Source organism: Alkalibaculum bacchi, from assembly GCF_937875145.1.
Classification (GTDB): Bacteria; Bacillota; Clostridia; order Eubacteriales; family Alkalibacteraceae; genus Alkalibaculum; species Alkalibaculum bacchi_A.
On record NZ_CALNCS010000186.1, the window covers coordinates 1 to 19,277 of the forward strand.

General features: G+C 34.6%; 18 protein-coding genes and 1 other annotated feature. Of the genes, 3 read left to right on the plus strand and 15 right to left on the minus strand.

The features are described 5' to 3' along the window. Together modB and Q7P22_RS10915 are read left to right on the plus strand one after the other, a co-directional pair. Positions 1-599: molybdate ABC transporter permease subunit (gene modB / locus Q7P22_RS10910; protein ID WP_303864071.1), on the plus strand; the 599-nt coding region annotated here is incomplete at its 5' end. Beyond that, positions 583-1,269 (plus strand): ATP-binding cassette domain-containing protein, encoded by a 687-nt coding sequence (locus Q7P22_RS10915; protein WP_303864073.1) that lies wholly within the window; start codon positions 583-585, stop codon positions 1,267-1,269. The genes modB and Q7P22_RS10915, both read left to right, overlap by 17 nt. 200 nt (positions 1,270-1,469) lie before the next feature. Here the strand turns inward: Q7P22_RS10915 and Q7P22_RS10920 are convergent, their stop codons facing one another. From Q7P22_RS10920 to Q7P22_RS10985, 14 genes are all read right to left on the minus strand, one after another. After that, positions 1,470-1,985 carry a shikimate kinase gene (locus tag Q7P22_RS10920; RefSeq protein ID WP_303864075.1) on the minus strand — a complete coding sequence of 172 codons (516 nt, stop codon included), beginning with the start codon at positions 1,983-1,985 and terminating at the stop codon, positions 1,470-1,472. Then, positions 1,982-2,800 carry a shikimate dehydrogenase gene (gene aroE / locus Q7P22_RS10925; RefSeq protein ID WP_303864076.1) on the minus strand — a complete coding sequence of 273 codons (819 nt, stop codon included), beginning with the start codon at positions 2,798-2,800 and terminating at the stop codon, positions 1,982-1,984. Before aroE ends, Q7P22_RS10920 begins: the two co-directional genes overlap by 4 nt. Positions 2,801-2,842: 42 nt before the next feature. Continuing rightward, positions 2,843-3,124: a chorismate mutase gene (locus Q7P22_RS10930; protein WP_113920561.1), complete on the minus strand. Its 282-nt coding sequence runs from the start codon at positions 3,122-3,124 to the stop codon at positions 2,843-2,845. After that, positions 3,112-4,212 (minus strand): chorismate synthase, encoded by a 1,101-nt coding sequence (gene aroC / locus Q7P22_RS10935; protein ID WP_303864080.1) that lies wholly within the window; start codon positions 4,210-4,212, stop codon positions 3,112-3,114. Before aroC ends, Q7P22_RS10930 begins: the two co-directional genes overlap by 13 nt. After that, positions 4,193-5,482: a 3-phosphoshikimate 1-carboxyvinyltransferase gene (gene aroA / locus Q7P22_RS10940; RefSeq protein ID WP_303864082.1), complete on the minus strand. Its 1,290-nt coding sequence runs from the start codon at positions 5,480-5,482 to the stop codon at positions 4,193-4,195. The genes aroC and aroA overlap by 20 nt, the downstream gene beginning before the upstream one ends. Positions 5,483-5,490: 8 nt before the next feature. Then, positions 5,491-6,549, minus strand: coding sequence for a 3-dehydroquinate synthase (aroB, locus tag Q7P22_RS10945; RefSeq protein ID WP_303864084.1), 1,059 nt, complete (start codon positions 6,547-6,549; stop codon positions 5,491-5,493). Continuing rightward, on the minus strand, positions 6,546-7,403 hold the full coding sequence (locus Q7P22_RS10950; protein WP_303864086.1) for a prephenate dehydrogenase: 858 nt from the start codon (positions 7,401-7,403) through the stop codon (positions 6,546-6,548). Before Q7P22_RS10950 ends, aroB begins: the two co-directional genes overlap by 4 nt. 30 nt (positions 7,404-7,433) lie before the next feature. After that, the gene (locus Q7P22_RS10955) at positions 7,434-8,516 is read right to left on the minus strand and encodes a prephenate dehydratase domain-containing protein (RefSeq protein WP_303864087.1); all 1,083 of its coding nucleotides are present in this window, start codon (positions 8,514-8,516) and stop codon (positions 7,434-7,436) included. A gap of 20 nt (positions 8,517-8,536) precedes the next feature. Beyond that, entirely contained in the window at positions 8,537-9,550 is a 1,014-nt protein-coding gene (gene aroF, locus Q7P22_RS10960; protein WP_303864089.1) for a 3-deoxy-7-phosphoheptulonate synthase, read from the minus strand. Positions 9,551-9,608: 58 nt separating this feature from the next. Next, positions 9,609-9,858 (minus strand) — a binding site (T-box leader). A 289-nt stretch (positions 9,859-10,147) separates the two neighbouring features. Next, positions 10,148-11,359: an MFS transporter gene (locus tag Q7P22_RS10965; protein WP_303864090.1), complete on the minus strand. Its 1,212-nt coding sequence runs from the start codon at positions 11,357-11,359 to the stop codon at positions 10,148-10,150. A gap of 295 nt (positions 11,360-11,654) precedes the next feature. After that, entirely contained in the window at positions 11,655-12,938 is a 1,284-nt protein-coding gene (locus tag Q7P22_RS10970; RefSeq protein ID WP_303864092.1) for an MFS transporter, read from the minus strand. A gap of 38 nt (positions 12,939-12,976) precedes the next feature. Beyond that, complete coding sequence (locus Q7P22_RS10975; RefSeq protein WP_303864094.1) at positions 12,977-13,852, minus strand: shikimate dehydrogenase; 876 nt, start codon at positions 13,850-13,852, stop codon at positions 12,977-12,979. A 37-nt stretch (positions 13,853-13,889) separates the two neighbouring features. After that, positions 13,890-15,815: an FAD-dependent oxidoreductase gene (locus Q7P22_RS10980; protein ID WP_303864118.1), complete on the minus strand. Its 1,926-nt coding sequence runs from the start codon at positions 15,813-15,815 to the stop codon at positions 13,890-13,892. Between the two features lie 89 nt (positions 15,816-15,904). Continuing rightward, a complete protein-coding gene (locus Q7P22_RS10985; protein WP_303864120.1) occupies positions 15,905-16,747 on the minus strand; it encodes a sugar phosphate isomerase/epimerase in 843 nt (280 codons plus the stop codon). 198 nt (positions 16,748-16,945) lie between these two features. Between Q7P22_RS10985 and Q7P22_RS10990 the strand changes: the two genes are divergently transcribed. Next, positions 16,946-17,833 (plus strand): LysR family transcriptional regulator, encoded by an 888-nt coding sequence (locus tag Q7P22_RS10990; RefSeq protein ID WP_303864122.1) that lies wholly within the window; start codon positions 16,946-16,948, stop codon positions 17,831-17,833. 275 nt (positions 17,834-18,108) lie between these two features. Here the strand turns inward: Q7P22_RS10990 and Q7P22_RS10995 are convergent. Then, on the minus strand, positions 18,109-19,277 hold a 1,169-nt coding region (locus tag Q7P22_RS10995; protein ID WP_303864124.1), incomplete at its 5' end, for an FAD-dependent oxidoreductase.

Sequence of the window (19,277 nt, forward strand, 5' to 3'; positions counted from 1 at the left end):
TTTTTGGCTATATCTTAAACAGAAAAAATATCCCTGGAAAAAACATTTGGGAGACAATACTTATACTTCCTATGATTTTACCGCCATCGGTAACAGGCTATCTTCTCCTAATTGCTTTTGGAAAAAGAGGAATAATAGGCGCTTTTTTAATGGAACACTTTGGGATACAAATTGTTTTTACCTGGTTCGGCGCAGTCATTTCAGCCTGTATCGTTTCCCTTCCACTTATGTACCAAAATGCAAAGTCTGCATTTATAAGCATTGATCCTATTTACGAAAAAGCAGCCGAAACCTTGGGTAGTAGCGAATGGAAAATCTTTAGGACAGTTACATTTCCTTTGGCGTGGCCAGGCATTATCAGCGGTGTAATTCTATCTTTTGCCCGAGCCATAGGCGAATTTGGTGCTACCCTCATGATTGCAGGAAATATACCTGGTAAGACCCAAACCATGCCAACAGCTATTTACTTTGCTGTAGAATCAGGAAATACAGATATGGCAAATTCTTTAGTACTAATCATGGTAATATTTAGTTTTAGCGTAATCTTTGTACTAAATATGTGGTTAAAGAGAAAAAATTATATTGGAAAACAAGGATGATGCACAGATGAATACATATTTTAAAATCAAAAGCAAATTAGATTACTTTAGTATGGATATGGAGTACGAATTTGAAAGTGGCGTCCTTGTCGTTCAAGGAGAGTCTGGTGCAGGGAAAACCACCCTTCTCAATTTTATCTCTGGACTAAAAAATCCAGAGGTCGGAAAAATTGCATTTGGCGAACAGATTGTATTTGATCACATAGACAAAATCAATATCCCTACAAGACACCGAAACATAGGCTATGTCTTTCAAAATTATGCATTGTTTCCCAATATGACAGTAGCAGAAAATATTACATATGGTATTAAAAATATGATTGATTTTAAAGACAAAGCTAAAAGAGAAAAGTTGCTCTCTTACTGTGAATCCGTCATGAACACGTTCCATATTGATCACTTAAAGAAGAAATATCCTAGAAATATTTCTGGTGGAGAAAAACAGAGAGTAGCACTGTCTAGAGCCATTGTAACTAGACCTAAACTCTTACTACTAGATGAACCCTTTTCTGCTCTCGATGAAAAGACAAAAAAAATTGTGTACAAAGAATTTGAGCAATTTAAACAGAACTTTCATATTCCCACTATCTTGATTACCCATAGTTCTTTAGAATGTGAAATGTTTGCAGATCAAAAAATCGTCTTAGAAAATGGCAAGAGGGTTAATTAAAAAAAAGCGCCTGCAGCGCGTTAGTCGCTAGTCATTAGTCTTTAGTCATTAGCATTGCGGTATTCCTTTTGGGTCTAGATCTTTCGCTTACACTCAAGATGACTGGGTAGGAGTTAGAGTCAAAAGTAGGACTTTCCGAATTAAATATAAAAGGCTCTCTATTTATAAGTGGATTTTCATAAATAGAGGGCCTTTTCGTATTATTGATTATTTTCCACTTTGTATAACTGAACCTTCTCTATTATCAAGTCAGCAACCTTTTGTATCTCCCCTACATTGTTTATTTCTATATCACAATACCCTTTATATAGATGAATTCTTTCATTATATAATGAATATACTGCTTCTACTCCTTTTGATAGAAGAGGTCGCGTTCTTACATCAATATCACCCACAATATCATCTACAGGCCTGTTTATAAATACAATAACAGAATTCTTTTTAAGATTTGTGATGTTTTCTTTTCTTTTTACAATGCCCCCACCAGTTGCAATAATATGACAATTCAATTCGCCCAATAAAATAGAATATTTGCTTTCCACATCTCTAAAGAAGGCTTCACTTATGTCAAACATCTCTTTTATGGTTTTTTCCTCATGGGATTCTATATAATCATCCATATCAATTACAGGTTTATTTAGCCTTTTAGCCATGATTTTACTTAAAGTGCTCTTTCCACAACCAGGCATGCCGATTAATACTATATTCTTGTTCATAGATATTCCTGCTTTAAAAACGCTAATATCTTTATTATTGTTTCATCTGATATCTCTACTTCATTCCATATTTCCTGTGATTTTATTGCTTGAGCAACTAACATATATAAACCATTTACACTTTTAAGACCAGCTTCTCTTGATTGCCTTATAAATACGGTCTCTGAAGGATTATAAATTAAATCTACAGCTTGTGAAAATCCCATTAAATACTTCTTATCTATAGGGGTAGCTTCTATATTAGGGAACATACCCACAGGGGTAGCGTTGATGATGGTTGAACAATTTTCAATTTTCTCAAAATCATTATAAGAAACGATTTCGTCCTCAGGAAATTTTTGTTTCGCAGTAGCCATATCTCTTGTAACAAATATTATTTGTTTGATTTCATTGTCTTTAAGGTACTCGGCAACTGCTTTTGATGCACCGCCAGTACCCAGTATTACAGCATTTTCTCCTGATATTTTTATATTTGCATTTTCTAGCATCATGCCAAATCCATAATAATCTGTATTGTAGCCTGTTGCCATTTTATCTCTACCTATGGCAACTACATTTATGGCTCCAATTTTTTCAGCTTCAGGGCTAAGTTTATCTAAATACTTGATAATGTCTGTCTTATAAGGTATGGTTACATTTATTCCATTATAGCCAAGAGCTTTTAATCCTGGAATTACATCTTTAAGATTTTCGTTATTAACCTGAAAAGTACCGTAATGACCGTTAATATTTATTTCTTCCATAATTTTGCTATTTATAATAGGAGAATATGTATGACCTAATTTTTCACCGATTAAACCAAATAATTTTTCCATTTCGTCCCCCTTATTCTCTTCTATGACCCCTTAAAACTCCATCTATATGTTTTTTATATACTCTTTTTGCATTTCTTTTGAGGCGTCCATTATTTGAATATATATTTTTTCTATGCTTTCAGCGTATTTTTCATTTTTTAAATAACCAATGCATTTTTCTATAACTTGTCTTTCCCTATCACTATCCAAAACATCCATATTATCTTGAATTTTATATTTTGCCACATCTAATGCAATGGTAAGCCTTTTCTCAAGTAAAGATGTAATCTCTTTATCTATTTTATCTATTTCTTCTCTCGTCTTTGATAAATCTAATTTTTCCATACCTCACCTTCCCTTTCCAATATATTATCTAATAGAACCAGTGCTGCAGCTGCTTCGATAACAGGAAGAGCCCTTGGAACAATGCAAGGATCATGACGGCCTTCTATTTTAAGCTTAGTGTTTTTCATATCCAATATATTGACGGTATCTTGTTGTAGTGATATAGATGGCGTCGGTTTTATGGCTGTTCTAAAGACAATTGGCATGGAGTTTGATATACCTCCAAGGATGCCACCATTGCTATTTTGGGTACATATTATTTTCCCATTTTCTAAAGTGTATGGGTCATTTGTTTCCGAACCTTTGCACATTGCGATATCGAATCCTTCACCAAACTCTATCCCTTTTATTGCAGGAATGGAGAATACTATTTGGGCAATTTGACTTTCTAGAGAATGAAAAAACGGCTGACCTAACCCTGCTGGAACATTTATAATATATGTTTCAACGACTCCCCCTACAGAATCCCCACTGTTTTTCGCATATATAATCTCGTCTTCCATGGCATTGGAAATATCCTCTGAAAGCGTTGGAAATGCCATCGCTTTTAACTTTTTCAGCAATGTTTCATTTATATTGGAGTAATCGATTCTCACATCACTTGTTTTATGAATGCTCTTAATGCGACTTCCAATGACAATATTTTTTTCTTGAAGCATTTGCATAGCTATTGCTCCAGCAAACATAAGAGGGGCTGTAATCCTCCCTGAAAAGTGTCCCCCTCCTCTGTAATCGTTAAAGCCAAGATATTTTACTTTTGCAGGGTAATCGCTATGGGAAGGTCTTAAAGTATCTTTTAGTATAGAATAATCTTTTGATCTTATATTATTATTATAAATAACTCCGCAAAGTGGAGCTCCTGTTGTTTTTCCTTCGAATATACCGCTTAATATTTTGACTTCATCATCTTCTTTTCGTGGCGTTGCAAGGGAGCTGTTTCCAGGAGCACGCCTTGCCATCTGCTGTCTTATATAATTCATATCTAGCTCTATTCCAGCTGGAAGGGAGTCTATAACGACGCCAATCCCCTCCCCGTGGGATTCACCAAACAAACTCAGTTTAATTCTATTACCCCATGTGGAGCCCATAGATCTTCCCCCCTAACTTTACGTAATCCTCCCAAAATCCTGGATAGGATTTTTTTACGGATGCATATTCTTCTAATTCTATAGGATCGATGCATTTTGTAGCTGCTATTGCTAGTGCCATTGCAATTCTATGATCGTTCCAGCTATTTACTATTGCACCGCCCTTTAATGTTTCTTTCCCCTTAATCACAAGTCCATCTTCTAATTCTTTGACAGTTGCACCAATTTTATTCATTTCCGTTGAAATGGCCTTTAATCGATCGGATTCTTTTATTCGAAGTCTCTGCCCATTTATTATTTTTGTCGTGACATTTGGCTTCAGTGCTCCAAGGACTGTCAGGATAGGTACTAAATCAGGTATTTGGGATACATCTATCACTATTTCCTTTTCTAAGGAACCTTCTTCACTTTCGTTTGGCTTTTTATCTACAGCATCGTATCTTTCTATAATAGATAGAATTTCTTTGTCTCCTTGAAGGGAGTTTTCATGTAGTCCCATACATTCGACGTCATTTCCTATACTTTTTCCTACCAGAAAAAAGGCTGCTTGGGAATAGTCGCTTTCTATACGGTAGTCTTGTGGTGTATACTTTAATCCACCTTTTACTACAAATCTCTTATAGCCTTCATTTTCAATTCTCATACCATACTTTTTCATCATATCTATAGTCAAATCGATATATCCTACGGATTCCGTATTATCTACTATATTGATGATGGAATCCTCTTCTAATAAAGAAAGTGAAAACAAAAGCCCTGTAACAAACTGGGAACTTACACTACCAGATATATTGTACGGACCTGACATTAGTTTTCCTTTAACTGTAAGTGGCAAAACGCCTTTTGCAGTCGTATATTCAATATTTTGTTCCTGAAATATTTTATAATAAACGTCTAATGGTCTTTCCCCTAATCTCTTTGTTCCTATAAATGTGCACTCATCACTCAGCATCATAGCTATAGGAATAATAAATCTCAGTGTCGAACCTGATTCTTTGCAGTCAATAACTGCCTTTGAAACTTTCTTTTTTTCTTTTTTTATTTTTACTTTGTATGTTTTATTATCGTTTTCGACTATCTCGATATTTGCGCCAAGTTGTCTCATGGCTTCTATCGTCACCATTATATCCTCCGAAAGGATAAGATTATCTACTATACTCTCCCCATCAGCTAAGCAAGCACATATAATTGCCCTATGACTCAAACTTTTTGATGGAGGCACTACTACTGTTCCATTTAATCTCGTTGGTAATATAGTAATTTTATCCATGTTTCACCTCAAAAAAATGTACTTATATTTTTTTCTGGTACTTTTTCAATAAAACAATCGCCAATTTTGTTTAATAAAATTAAATTTATATTATCTTTAATATTCTTTTTATCTAATTTTATCGTTTTTCTTATATACTCGTCATCAACATTTTTTATACTATATTCCATATTGAAATTCATTAGGACATCCTTTATCCTTTGTGCTGTTCCTTGTTTTGTATATCCTAACTCTTCACTTTTTCCTGTTATATAATACATGCCTACACCTACAGCTTGACCGTGAGAATATTGATAATTAAAATAATTTTCAATTGCATGTGCTAAAGTATGCCCAAAATTCAAAATCATCCTCAGTCCTGTGTCTTTCTCATCAACCTCTACAATAGCTCTTTTTATATTACAGCATGTATAAATGATGTATTCAATATGATCAAACAACTGTTTTCTTGATTTTATTCTTGTTAACTTTTCAAACATTTGAGCATCTTTTATACATGCGTATTTTATCACTTCACCCATACCGTCTTTTATGCAATCATCTGTCAATGAATTTAAAATCGATGGATCAATCAATACTAATTTAGGTTGATAAAAGGTACCTGCCAAGTTTTTTCCTTTTCTCAAGTTTATCGCTGTTTTACCTCCTATACTTGAATCGATCTGTGATAATAGAGTAGTAGGTATTTGAACATAGTCAATACCTCTTAGGTATATAGAAGCTACAAATCCTGCCAAATCTCCGATTACTCCCCCACCAAAAGCTACAATCAAATCACTTCTTTTTATAGACTGCTCTGTAAGCTGATCTAATACTTCACTTAGTGTTTTAATGCTTTTACTCTCTTCTCCTGGTTTTACGACTATAAAATGAATACGTGAACCATACTTTTCTAAGGACTCTTTCAATTTGCTACCATATAATTTAAATACATTTTCATCTGTAATCACGGCAATATTTTTATTGTCGTTTACTAATTCTAGGTATTCTCCTGCTTTTGACAATATATTATTATCTATAATGATATCATATCTATTTTCTTTAGGATTAACTTGTATCTTTTTCATATTGATAGCCCTTTCCTCTTTGCAGTACTTTTTTCAAAATATGATTGCACAATATCTTTGTTATCATTATCTATAATATGATAGACTTTATTTAAATCATCTATAAACTCGGCTAGTGCTCTTAGCAATTTATCTTTATTTTCAAATATTAATTGGCTCCACAATTCTGCATTTATCTGCGCAACTCTTGTTGCATCCTTAAAACTTCCTCCCATGCAATCTAATCCTTGTTCAAATTTATCGCTATTTACAAGTGCACATGCTATTAAATGAGGAAGCTGGCTTGTAAAAGCTATCATCTCATCATGTTTTTCAGGAGACATAATAGACACTTCCTTAAATCCAATTCTATAAAATAATTTCTTTAGTATTTCAATTTGTCTCCCTGGATTATGATTACAAGTTAAAATGTATGAAGCGCCTTCAAAGATACTGCTATCAGAAAATTCATATCCTATACATTCTTTACCTGCCATAGGATGCCCACCAACAAAATAGATATCTTCTCTTATAAACTCATTAATTTGTCGAGAAATCTTATCTTTTATACCTGAGGTATCTGTGATAATACAGTTTTTTTTCATCTTGTGCATATTGTCTTTTATGAAATTTATATTAGTATTCGGATATGCACAGAGAATAACCATATCTGAATGATTAAGAGGGTAAGTTGGATTTATAAAACCTTCGTCTATTATCCTTTCTTGTTTTGATTGCTTTATAATACTTTCATTTACCTCAATTGCCCACAAGTTTTTCACATTTATATGCTTTCTTATGGCTTTTGCCATAGATCCCCCTATAAGACCTAAGCCTACAACAGTTATGTTCAAATTTTCAAATTCTAATCCCAACTTAGAATCACCCCCTTTATATTAAATATATTAAGCCCTATAACTCCCTAGTATCTTGAAGTATGGAAGTTCCTTTTCTAATTGGGAGAGTATAGCCTTCATATTGTGTTCTAATATATTTCCCTCGAAATCAACATAAAACAGATATCTAAAAGGACTTTCTAAATCTGGCCGTGAACATATGGATGTCAAGCTTATATTGTAATAAGAAAATATGGACAGTACACCATCTAAACTCCCTACAATATGTGGTACTGAGAAAACAAGGCTTATTCTATTGTGATTTCTTTCTTGTACTAGCATTCTGGATACCCCACAAAAACGGGTATAGTTTTCACTTTTATTGATTTTTGCATTTAATATCTTAAGACCATAATTTTCTGCAGCCTCTTTAGAACAGATACAAGCTATTGATTTATCATTCATTTCAGCCACTCTTTTCGCCGCAACAGCAGTATTTGTATCATTTATTACTATAAATCTATTTTCTTTTATATATTCATAGCATTGTGCCAATGCTTGTGGATGAGAATACACCTGTTTTATATCTTGTATCTGCGTACTTTGAACACCAGCTATACAATGACTTATTTTTTTTATATAACTATAATTGATATACAAATCGTATTTTACCAAGAGATCATATATCTCATTGATATATCCTGCCGTCGAATTTTCTATAGGTAGTACTCCTATATCTGCTTTATTATTATATACATTAGAGAATACTTGCTCGAATAAGTCTGTATATATTATTTCTTTATTTGGAAATAATGCTTTTGTTGCACTTTCTGTATATGAGAAAGGCAATCCTTGATAACATATCTTTTGTATTTTCTTATTGCTTTTTATTTCATTATCATCTGATAATTTAATATGTTGTCTGTATAAGTATCTTTTGTCTATTAACTGTATACTTTTAGCTAAGTGCCTATATTCATGTGCATATTTTTCATCACAATCTATATCTTTGCCTATAGTAGAAAAATTTTCTTTATTATTAATTTTAAGTTTTGAAATTTCATCAACTAAAGAAATTCTTTTTAAAAAAGCTCCTTTAATGTCTTCATTGCATTTCAAAATCTCTTCCTTTAATTTTTCATATTCGCACATATAACCACCTACCCTTTATTCTAAATTTCCCTGTCTACAGCATTTGCAATAAGTCTTAACTTTTCCATAGTCCTTTTAAATGATTTATATGTCAAAGACTGTGCTCCATCACATAGTGCATTTTTAGGATCATTATGAACTTCTATAATTAGTCCATCTGCTCCTGCTGCTATAGCTGCCATGGATAATGGCTCTACCATCCAATGTAAACCTGCTGCATGGCTCGGATCGACAATGACTGGCAAATGACTTAACTTTTTAAGTGCAGGTATAGCACTTATATCAAGAGTATTTCTTGTATAATTCTCGGATGTACGTATCCCTCTTTCACAAAGTATAACTTCTTCATTACCGCCACTCATTACATATTCTGCAGACATAAGGAGCTCTTCATAGGTATTTGCAAATCCTCTTTTGATAAGAACAGGTTTATTTGTCTTTCCTAATTCCTTTAAAATTTCAAAGTTTTGCATATTTCTCGCACCTACTTGAAATATATCAACCATATCCATGAACATTTCTATGTGCGCAGGATTGGTAATTTCAGATATAATTGGCATTTGTGTTTGGGTTTTGGCTTTATTTAAAAGTTCTAATCCATCTGCTTTCAGACCTTGAAAAGCATATGGCGATGTTCTTGGTTTCCAAGCTCCCCCCCTTAATATTTGAGCACCTTGTTCTTTAACATATTTTGCTATTCCTACTATTTGCTCCTCACTTTCTACGGAGCAAGGGCCAGCCATTATTACCAACTTTTTACCACCTATTTCAACCCCGTTTACATTGACAACAGTATCCTGTGGATGCATTTTTCGATTTGATTTTTTGTATGGTTCTTGAACTTTCATAATTTTTTCTACATTTTCATTAAAATAAAGCGAACCGATATCTAACGAAGATGTATCTCCCACAAGACCTAAAATTGTTGTACTTTCCCCAACTATTGGATTCACTTTTACATCAAATTTTTCTAACATATTTGTAATCTTCGCAACCTCTTCCATTGACGTCCCATTTTTTAATACGATAATCATTCCTTTACCACCTTTCAATTTTAAATACAAAAAAACCTTCCATCCCTATATTTTTATATACAGGGACGAAAGGTAAATATACTCTTCCGCGGTACCACCCAAATTTAGCTATTGCTACACTTTTCGAATACGAGATTATACATCTGATATTCTATCCTTATAACGCAGGAATACGACACAGCCTACTATATTCAGCCTGTAGCTCAAAAAGGAACTTCGAAATGATTCTTCTAATGTTTGCTTCCAGTCAATGGCAAACTTTCCCTGGTAGATTCCTCAAAACTACTTTCTTTTATCATCGCTTTTTCATTAAATTATATCTATTCTATTCTCATAGATCTCTTTTGTCAACTCTTTTGTGATTAAATTTCACGGTGACCGCCAAATATCTGCAAGCAATCACTTGCTCGTTACTTCGCAATAATACAAGTCAGGAGACTTACGCCTCCTGATTTGGTTCTATGTGTGCCCAGCATGAGCGCAATCTTATGGGTTAAAATCCCTAGTCTGCCCTAGTAGTGGGAAAGACATAGCCAATGGCAGGGGTGTCGTGAGCGATTGCGAATCTGAAGGAAGGCTGAAATAATCAGCTACCTCCTACTCGATATCCCTATTGTTTTCTATTACTACTTTATACCTTTGATAAATCATTAAAGAAAGAATCATAAAGATAATCGCTACAAACAAATCGAATAGCATGATCATATTTAATCCATATTGAATCAACTGACCCGTCATAAGGGGGATGCTAAATGTAGCCACACCTGTTAAAGCATAATATAATCCAGTACATCGCCCTTTGCATTCTGGAAAAAACTGAGTCATAATGGTCAGCACTAACTGCATGACCCCACCTTCACATGCAATACCGATTAGCATTGCAAAAAGGGCACACATGACTGGTGTGGGAAATAATAGCAAGAGTATAACTGCCATTACCGATACTACAGAATACATTAATGCAATACTAGAATCGTTTCGAAAACGATTTTGTAATTTATAGGTTAGCGGTACACAAAGGATAGCTCCTGCTCCATACAAACTCATGATAATTCTCGAACTGGCAATACTTACTCCTGATATATCTGCTGCATAGGGTGCTAGCCAAGTGACGACAATATAAGAAGTTGCTTGACAAAAATAGGCATATAATAAAAATATTATCCAGTCAGATTTCTTTGCTTTTCCTTTAAGCACGCCGATTTTCGCCTCAGAAGATGATTCTTCTGCATCTAGTATTTGATCAGGTATTTGGGTGGGAAATTTTCTTGACTTCATATAAAAGCCATTTAAAGCAATCAATACTGCTGGAATGATAAATGAATAACCTAACCACTGACCTTGGAATACCAATAGAGCCAATAATAAGGGAAAAAGAAATTGCCCCCAAGATACTGCAAATCCCACGAGCATTGTTGCAAATCCAGGTCTTTCTGGAAATCCTTCAATTAAAGCAGGATAAGTTCCCGTATCTAAAAATGCATTGGCTATACCTCCAAGGAGCGTAAAACCAAAAGCAATTCCAGGCGTAGGACTATACAAAACACCTAAAAAGAATAAAATATAGCTTACAATACCCAATAGAATAAATGGTTTACGACCAAATTTATCTGATAAAAAGCCAGAAATAATAATCGACAAAATTTTCCCCAATCCTAAAGCTGAGATGACCCAAAGCACTGTAGATGTTTCGACTCCCCATTTATCAGCTAAAAATTCCGTGTTCTGTACTAAAATAATAGATGCGGCACCAAGAACGATATAATTTACGTATAATCCAATTCCTGTAGATAAATATTTATTTTTCACATTTTTCTACCCCTTCACTATCAATATTAAAAAATTTGTGATTACAATTTGTTCGGCAATAAATTAACAACCTTTGTCATGTTTTTATCATAACTTTATATCGATTTAATATCCAATAGATTTATACCGTAACTTTAATAGATAAATTTTATAATTATTCTACTATCTATTCAAGGATTTCATGCTCGTCCAAGAGATGTAAATATTCCTATCAAAGATATTATAAGGTTTAAGTTCACGAAAATAACTCTGTCATATTATGACAGAGTTATTTTTACAGAATTCTAACTTATGCTTATGCTTCCTGTCTCTTTAATACACTAACACCAAAAATCTTTTTGTATTGAGTTGCTAAGTAAGCCATCATTACTGTAGCTACTAAAGCTGCAATTAATAGTAATATCATCATTGTGTAAATAGCAGCTTGTTCCCCTATTGATTTAGTCATAGAAGATACGATAAATGGTAGGAAACAGCTTGCAAGTCCCATAAAAGTATAATAAATACCTGTGTTTTTACCTTTAGGTCCAGGACAAAGTAGTTGACGAACACTTAAACCAGTTTGAAGAGCTCCACCTGCTGCAAAGAATCCAAGTAATGCGATAGCTATATAAATAACCGCAACATTCTTTACAAGTAATACAATTGCCAATGCAACAGCTGTAAAAATAGAGTCAATCAATACTACTTTTAGTGGATTCCATTTTAATTTACCCATCATTATTGCCCAAAATACAACAGCGATAATAGAACCTACTGTATATATAGATGTCATGCCAGCTGCTTGAATCTCAGTTAATCCAGCATTGCTCATTCCAAATGCTTTTGTGTACTGCTGTGCTCCGTACATAATAAACATACATAAGAATGCATAGAATACTGTAAAGAAATTTACTAATTTGTTTGGTTTTACATGCATTCTAGCTTTTATTGCATCAATTTCAGCTTGCGCAGCATTTACACGCTCCCCACTTTCTGTCTTAACTACTTCTTTCATTTGATCGTCATAAACAAATGGTGCAATCATAGCAAGCACAGTACATATTATTGAGAATATAAGTGGAATCCAGATATTAATATGCCAGTTTCCTGCGTTTGCAAAATGTACTACCATAAGTGGATAGATAATACCAGATACAGATACAAATGCTTTAATACCAATTAACGCAGAACCTGCAAACTTTGGGGCTGCTTCTTGCGCTGCTGGGTAAAGAGCTGCATCCCAGAATCCTGAGGTGGCAACACCTGCTAAGAATGAACAAACGACGGCGATCATAAAACTCTTTGAAAACAATAATCCTGCAAAACAGATGATGTAAAGAATACCACCTGCTACGGCCATCTTTTTACGTCCTACTTTATCGGATACCATTCCGCCTGCCCACACGGTTAAAAACTTACCAAAACCTGTTGCAGTGATTGCAAGGGACACAGCTTGAGCGCCTGCAACTGGATCAGTATAGCCCCATTGTGTAAAGAAGTTGACTTGGTTTTGAGACAAAATAATTGCCTGTATTCCATGTGTAAAATAACACATATACACTGTTACTAGTGACCAGATATACTTCTTATCTTTCATTAAGTTTTCCTCCCTTTTTTGTTCCATCTTACTATGGACTATCTTTGATTTTCTGCTTGAAATTTTGCAAATTCATCTAGTGGCATTTTCTTGCCTACAAATATTTCATAGTTTGCAGCACCTTGGCATAATAACATTCCTTTTCCACCAATGATTTTGCAACCTGCTTCTTCTGCTTCTATAAGCATTCTTGTTTTTTCTGGATCGTACACTGTATCAGCAACAACTAAATCTTTGCGGAATAATGATTTGTCAAGTAATGTTTTGTCATTATTTGGTTTCATTCCTACAGTAGTCGCATTAATTACGATATCACAATTGTTGATTGCCTCTTCTAATTTTACTTTATCTAGAATGTCTTCTACAGTAACTAAACATTCAGGGCATTTATTCGCTAATTTTGATTTTGTTTCTTCAGCTCTTTCAAAGAAGTTGTCTTTCAGATTGAAGATTCTAACTTCTTTAGCACCTTCTATAGCCAATTGAACTTGTACAGCTGTAGCAGCTCCACCTGCTCCAAGTACTACTGTTTTCTTTCCTTCTACGTCAAATCCATTTGCTCTAAGGTTTTCAGTAAATCCGATTCCATCTGTTACATGTCCAGTAATAACTCCATTTTCATTTACGAATGCATTACATGCACCTACAATTTCAGCTGCTGGTGATAATTTATCCACTAGTTCTGCAGCTATGTTTTTAACTGGCATTGTAAAATTTCCAGCCTTAATATCAAGTTCTCTGATGGACTCGAATACTTTTGGCATTTGATCTACATTCACATCAAAAGCCATGTATGCATAATCTAAATCATCATGTTGAAAGCTAAAATTATACATAGCAGGTGAGCCTGAATGCCCTACAGGTGTTCCGAATAGTGCCATTAATTTAGTACGTCCTGAAATTCTCTTTTCCATTTTTAGTCCCCTTTTTCTTTTGAATACAATAATTAACCTATATTTGAACTGCTATATCAAAAGCTTCTCTTGTTGCATCTAATGCTCTACGCGCTTTTATTGCATCTCCTACAACATGAACTTCTTTTCCTAAGCCTTCTAATTGCTCTGCAAAAGGATTGTAGTTTCTAAAGCCCATTGATAATACGACAGAATCATATCCTCTTTCTTCATGTCTTATTCCATCTGGTGATTCGTATTCTACACCATCGTCGAAGAATTTAACTACTTTTGCACTTGTAATGTCACCGATATTGTATTCTTCAAAATCCTTCATTAGATAAAGTCGATGTTCTGGTATCACATCAGCTCCTACTGTATCTCTAAATTCGATAACATTTACTTCATGACCGCGCTCTCCTAAGAATGCTGCTGTTTCGCATCCTACCATACCTCCGCCGACAACTAATACTTTTTTACCTGCAACTCGATTTCCTTCAAGGACGTCACTACCATGGATGATAGCTGGATTGTCTATTCCTTCAATAGGTAGAATAAGTGTCTTAGAACCTGAAGCCACGATGACTACATCTGGATTTTCTGCTTTTATAAATTCAATATCTACTTCTTTATTCATGATAATTCTAACGCCTGATTTTTCACATTTTACAATGTAGCTTCTAATCATGTTGGTGATATCGCCTTTTCCTGGAGGATATGCAGCAAGACTCATGTTACCCCCTAATTTGCCATTTGCTTCATATAAAGTAACTTCATGACCTCTTTCAGCCGCAGTAGAAGCTGCGTACATACCAGCTACGCCGCCACCAATGACCATAACCTTCTTGGATTGTTCTGCTTTTGTAACTTCTTGTGATTCAAATCCTAATACTGGATTAGTTAAGCAACGTATTGGTTGTCCTTTAAACATATTTGCTACACAACCTTGAAGGCATGCAATACAAGGAATCATATCTTCTAACTTGCCTTCCATAGCTTTTTCGGGCATATGTGGATCAGCAAGAGATTGACGTCCGAATGCTACTAAGTCTGTACGACCTTGTTTTACTAATAATTCAGCATATTGTGGCTCTGTATAACGGCCAACAGTTATAACAGGGATAGAAACTGCTCTTTTAATTTCTGTTACAAGTTCTGCTGAGAATCCTGCATGAACTACTGTAGGCGCCCACATATATTCGTCTTTTAGATGAACAGCTCTTGAAACGTGTAAGCATTCTACTCCACATTCTTCTAAGTATGAGGCTACTGCTGCCATATCATGAACATCGTTTCCACCTGGTACATCGTCAGAAGCATTAATCCTCGCGATAATAGCAACTTTGCCGCCTACTCTTTTCTTTACTTCTTCTACGATTAAACGTGGAAATCTCATTCTGTTTTCAAAACTTCCGCCAAATTCATCTGTACGCTTGTTTGTTCTAGCAGAAATGAATGTATTTACAAGGTAACCATGAGCCATATGGATTTCTACTGCGTCTACGCCACCTCTCATCGCTCTCTCTGCAGCATCTCCATATCCTTTAACCATTTCATACACTTCTTCTGTAGTAACTTCTACTGGCATATCTCTTCCGACTTTAGAAGCAATAGCTGTAGCTGCCTTTACTGGTTGACCAGCAAATTCTTCATGCCCTTCTGGACCTGCATTTTGCAATTGAATAGAAACTTTTGCACCTTCTGCATGACATGCATCAGTAATCCTCTTAAGGCTTTCAATTGCATTGTCATTGTATAAACATGGTTTTCTTGGGCCACCTTTTGCTCCATCGTGTACAACTGTTGCTTCTATTGTAATAAGTCCAAATTGACCTTTTGCCCTTTCAGCATAATATGCTGTCGATTGTTCACTCCAAGTACCATCTGTATTGGCAAAATTGTTTCCCATTGGTGGCACTACAAAACGATTTTTTACTGTCATAGGGCCTACTTGAATTGATCTAAACATATTTCCAAATTTCATTATTTACCTCACTTATATGTTATTTTGATTTCATTTTTTCATTGGAATTAATACTAATTATTTTGCTGTAGCTATACCTTGGCTTCCTTCTAACATTTCTCTAACATTTCTGGCCAAGCTTCTTGTAATACTTTAACTGTGTTATCGTATGTATGAGCGGCAGCCTCTTTTAATCCTTTGCTTAAAATACCATCAGATATAACTTCTACCCCAATAACTTTTGGATTAATTCCTGCTTCTTTGATCATTTTTACAAAGCCTACTGTATCTTTTGCACCTGTTCCCGGCGCTAATCTATCATGCATAGATTCGTCTCTTAATATGGATTTTGCATACGGTCTTTCATAAGCATCGTTAATCTGAATAGCGATAACTTTTTCTGCGATTTCTTTTGTAAGAATATCATATGGTTGATCTGCTCTTACCCAGTGCCATGTGTCTAAAATAAGCATTGCATTGTCACAACCAGAAGTTTTTACTACTGCATATCCCTTTTCAAGATTAGGGATTCCACTGTATGGCATTGGTTCTACACCGATAATGTATTTGCCAGCTCTTTGGCATAATTCTTTTAATTTTTGCGCTGTATGCTCAACAGAGTAATTTTCCATTAAACCACAATTTATATGATTTACGCCAAATAAGTCGCACATATGGAAACATAATTGTTCCCTGTATTTTTGTTCGTATGGACGATTATCTTCTGCCCATTGCACTATGTATTCTACTTCTGTAACCTTCATACCGTGTTTCTCTAAGATTGCAAGAATATCATCATCCTTAAGACCTTCATTTAATGCATCTACATAAGTTTCTGCACGTAGTCCTATTCCTTCATAACCTGCTTCTTTTGCTGCTATAACACGTTCTTCAAATTTACATTGGTCTCCTAATGTCCAGGAGCTGATTGTAATTGGATTCATTTTTGACATATTATTCGTCCTTTCTTTTTTAGATTAGAACTTATTATTTGGTTTTTATTGTCTACAATGTAGTTTTATTTGTGATTACATTCACATTATAGAATTTCGTTACCATTTAAACAAATCAAAAGGTTCGGGCTAATCAATAGAATTTTTTTATGAATTGTATTATAATACGAATACTATCTAATAGAGAAAGGAGCAATTATGAACCTATACCATTTAAGATATTTTGTAACTCTAGCTAATTTGGAACATTATACAAAAGCAGCTGAGATCCTCTGTATAACACAGCCTACTTTGACCTATGCCATTTCATCGCTAGAAAATGAACTAGGGGTAAAATTATTTGAAAAAGACGGTAGAAACATAATCTTGACTAAATATGGTACTAGTTTTTTAATAGACATAGAGCGAGTACTCAATATATTAGATTCAAGTATTAATAAATTGCAAATTACAGGGAAAGGCGAAGGTCAGATTGATATTGCAATGCTCCGGACATTAAGCATACATATTGTTCCCGAGTTTGCCCGTGGATTTCTGAATGAGAATCCTCAAAAAAGTATTGAGTTTAAATTTCATAATTCCACTGGCATGACGCCTGATATCATCCAAGGCTTAAAAGATCGAAAGTATGATATTGCCTTTTGCTCCTTCCTAGAAAATGAACCTTCTATTGAATTTATTCCTATTGCAAAACAAAATTTAGTTTTGATTGTTCCAGAAAATCATCCCTTGGCAGAAAAAGATGAAATTACTATTGCTGAAACACTTTGTTACCCTCAGATTATCTTTTCAAAAGCAAGCGGATTAAGACCAATTATAGATGAGCTCTTTGAAGAAGGTGGTGGCAAGCCTATTGTCGCAAATGCCATTGCAGAAGATCAGTCTGTTGCTGGATTAGTAAGTGCAAATTTTGGTATTGCAATTATTCCTGAAATGGAACTTCTTCGCCATTTACCAATTAAAATCATTAATATTTTGCATTCAAGTATTGAACGAGTTTTCTATATGGCTACATTAAAGGATGTATATCAAGCGCCTGTAGTTAAAGCATTTACAGAATATGTCGTAAAAAATGCAGATATATAGGGGAAAGCGCCTATGGCGCTTTAGTGACCAGCCATCAGCCACTAGCAACCAGCATTTAGGACTGGCCTTCCGCGGGTCACAGATCCTTCGCTGCGCTCAAGGATGACTATAGTACGAGGTCCTTCGGCTAAAGCATCAGGTGTAGCTAGTGCTAATATTTTCCTAAAGAACAGATTTATTTACACACCCTTTAACTACTGCTTAAGCAGATGTTTTATTTTATATAGCAAAAAAAGAAGTTACCTTCTCATTAAAAGATAACTTCTTTTTATTTTTTAATATGCACCCATAACTTCTAATAGCTTGATGATGTTTCTTCCTTCTCGAACACCGTCAATGATTCTTCTAACTTTTCGACTATCTCCTATGTTCATGAACCTAATTCCTTTTTCTTCAGCATATTGGCTGATTTTTGGTAGTTGAGAAAGCTCTGAACGCATACCTAGGCATACAAATCCATAGTCAAATTGAATATTTTGTACATTGCCTTCTTGGGTCTCTACTATAAAGGAATCATCATTCACAGATTGCAGCTTAGTGTTTGTTAGTTGTTTTACTTTATAGACCTTTAACATATTATTCATATCGAGTTTTGTATTTGTATCTAAATCTTTGCCTAGCTCGCTCATCATTTCGATACATGATACATCTGCGCCTCTTTCAGCAAAGAATTCTACAACATCAAGGCCTACTGCTCCTCCACCTACGACAACGACCCTTTCACCTTTCATATCCTCTTTATAAAAACCAAGATTGTTCATAAATCCAAATGTTGATTTTACTTTAGAATCTTCTTTATCTACAAAATCCCATAGTCCTTGTATTGGTGGAAGTAAAGGTTTGGAGCCCGTTGCATTGACAATAATATCTGCGTCTAATTTGTCAAGCTCCTCTTTCGTTGCTCTTGTGTTTAATTCTACATTAATATTTTTAAGTTCTTTAATTCTATTTTCTAAGTACTCAGTGAAATAATGAACTTTTTCTTTAGCTGGAATCGTTCCAATCATCCAAGCTAATCCACCTAATCTATCTTTTTCTTCAAATAAAGTTACATTACAACCTACTTCAGCAGCAGTACACGCAGCTTCTAGCCCTGCAGTGCCACCTCCAATAACTACTACATTCATACCTTCTTTAACTGCTTTTTCTTCATACCCTACTTCAGCAATCGTATATGCAACTTCTAAATCCGCCATACTACGCTCTGCAACTGCTACACTCATATCTTTTTTTATTGTTTTTTGTTTATATACGTCTTCATTTAAAAGATCAGGGTTTACTGTACAACGAATTGGTCTTGATTTTGCCAATCGATGGTCAGCGCACCCTATATTACAAGAAATACATCTTCTAAGGAGATGTTCTTCTCCATTAACCACTTTGTTTACCCAAAATGGATCAGCAATAAGCCCCCTACCCATTACTATTAAATCTGCATCACCTT

Excerpts from the sequence above, each read along its gene's own strand:
- Q7P22_RS10920 (WP_303864075.1), bottom strand. The coding sequence starts at position 1,985 with ATGAACAAGAATATAGTATTAATCGGCATGCCTGGTTGTGGAAAGAGC.
- aroE (WP_303864076.1), bottom strand. The coding sequence starts at position 2,800 with ATGGAAAAATTATTTGGTTTAATCGGTGAAAAATTAGGTCATACATAT.
- Q7P22_RS10930 (WP_113920561.1), bottom strand. The coding sequence starts at position 3,124 with ATGGAAAAATTAGATTTATCAAAGACGAGAGAAGAAATAGATAAAATA.
- aroC (WP_303864080.1), bottom strand. The coding sequence starts at position 4,212 with ATGGGCTCCACATGGGGTAATAGAATTAAACTGAGTTTGTTTGGTGAA.
- aroA (WP_303864082.1), bottom strand. The coding sequence starts at position 5,482 with ATGGATAAAATTACTATATTACCAACGAGATTAAATGGAACAGTAGTA.
- aroB (WP_303864084.1), bottom strand. The coding sequence starts at position 6,549 with ATGAAAAAGATACAAGTTAATCCTAAAGAAAATAGATATGATATCATT.
- Q7P22_RS10955 (WP_303864087.1), bottom strand. The coding sequence starts at position 8,516 with ATGTGCGAATATGAAAAATTAAAGGAAGAGATTTTGAAATGCAATGAA.
- aroF (WP_303864089.1), bottom strand. The coding sequence starts at position 9,550 with ATGATTATCGTATTAAAAAATGGGACGTCAATGGAAGAGGTTGCGAAG.
- Q7P22_RS10970 (WP_303864092.1), bottom strand. The coding sequence starts at position 12,938 with ATGAAAGATAAGAAGTATATCTGGTCACTAGTAACAGTGTATATGTGT.
- Q7P22_RS10975 (WP_303864094.1), bottom strand. The coding sequence starts at position 13,852 with ATGGAAAAGAGAATTTCAGGACGTACTAAATTAATGGCACTATTCGGA.
- Q7P22_RS10980 (WP_303864118.1), bottom strand. The coding sequence starts at position 15,815 with ATGAAATTTGGAAATATGTTTAGATCAATTCAAGTAGGCCCTATGACA.
- Q7P22_RS10985 (WP_303864120.1), bottom strand. The coding sequence starts at position 16,747 with ATGTCAAAAATGAATCCAATTACAATCAGCTCCTGGACATTAGGAGAC.
- Q7P22_RS10990 (WP_303864122.1), top strand. The coding sequence starts at position 16,946 with ATGAACCTATACCATTTAAGATATTTTGTAACTCTAGCTAATTTGGAA.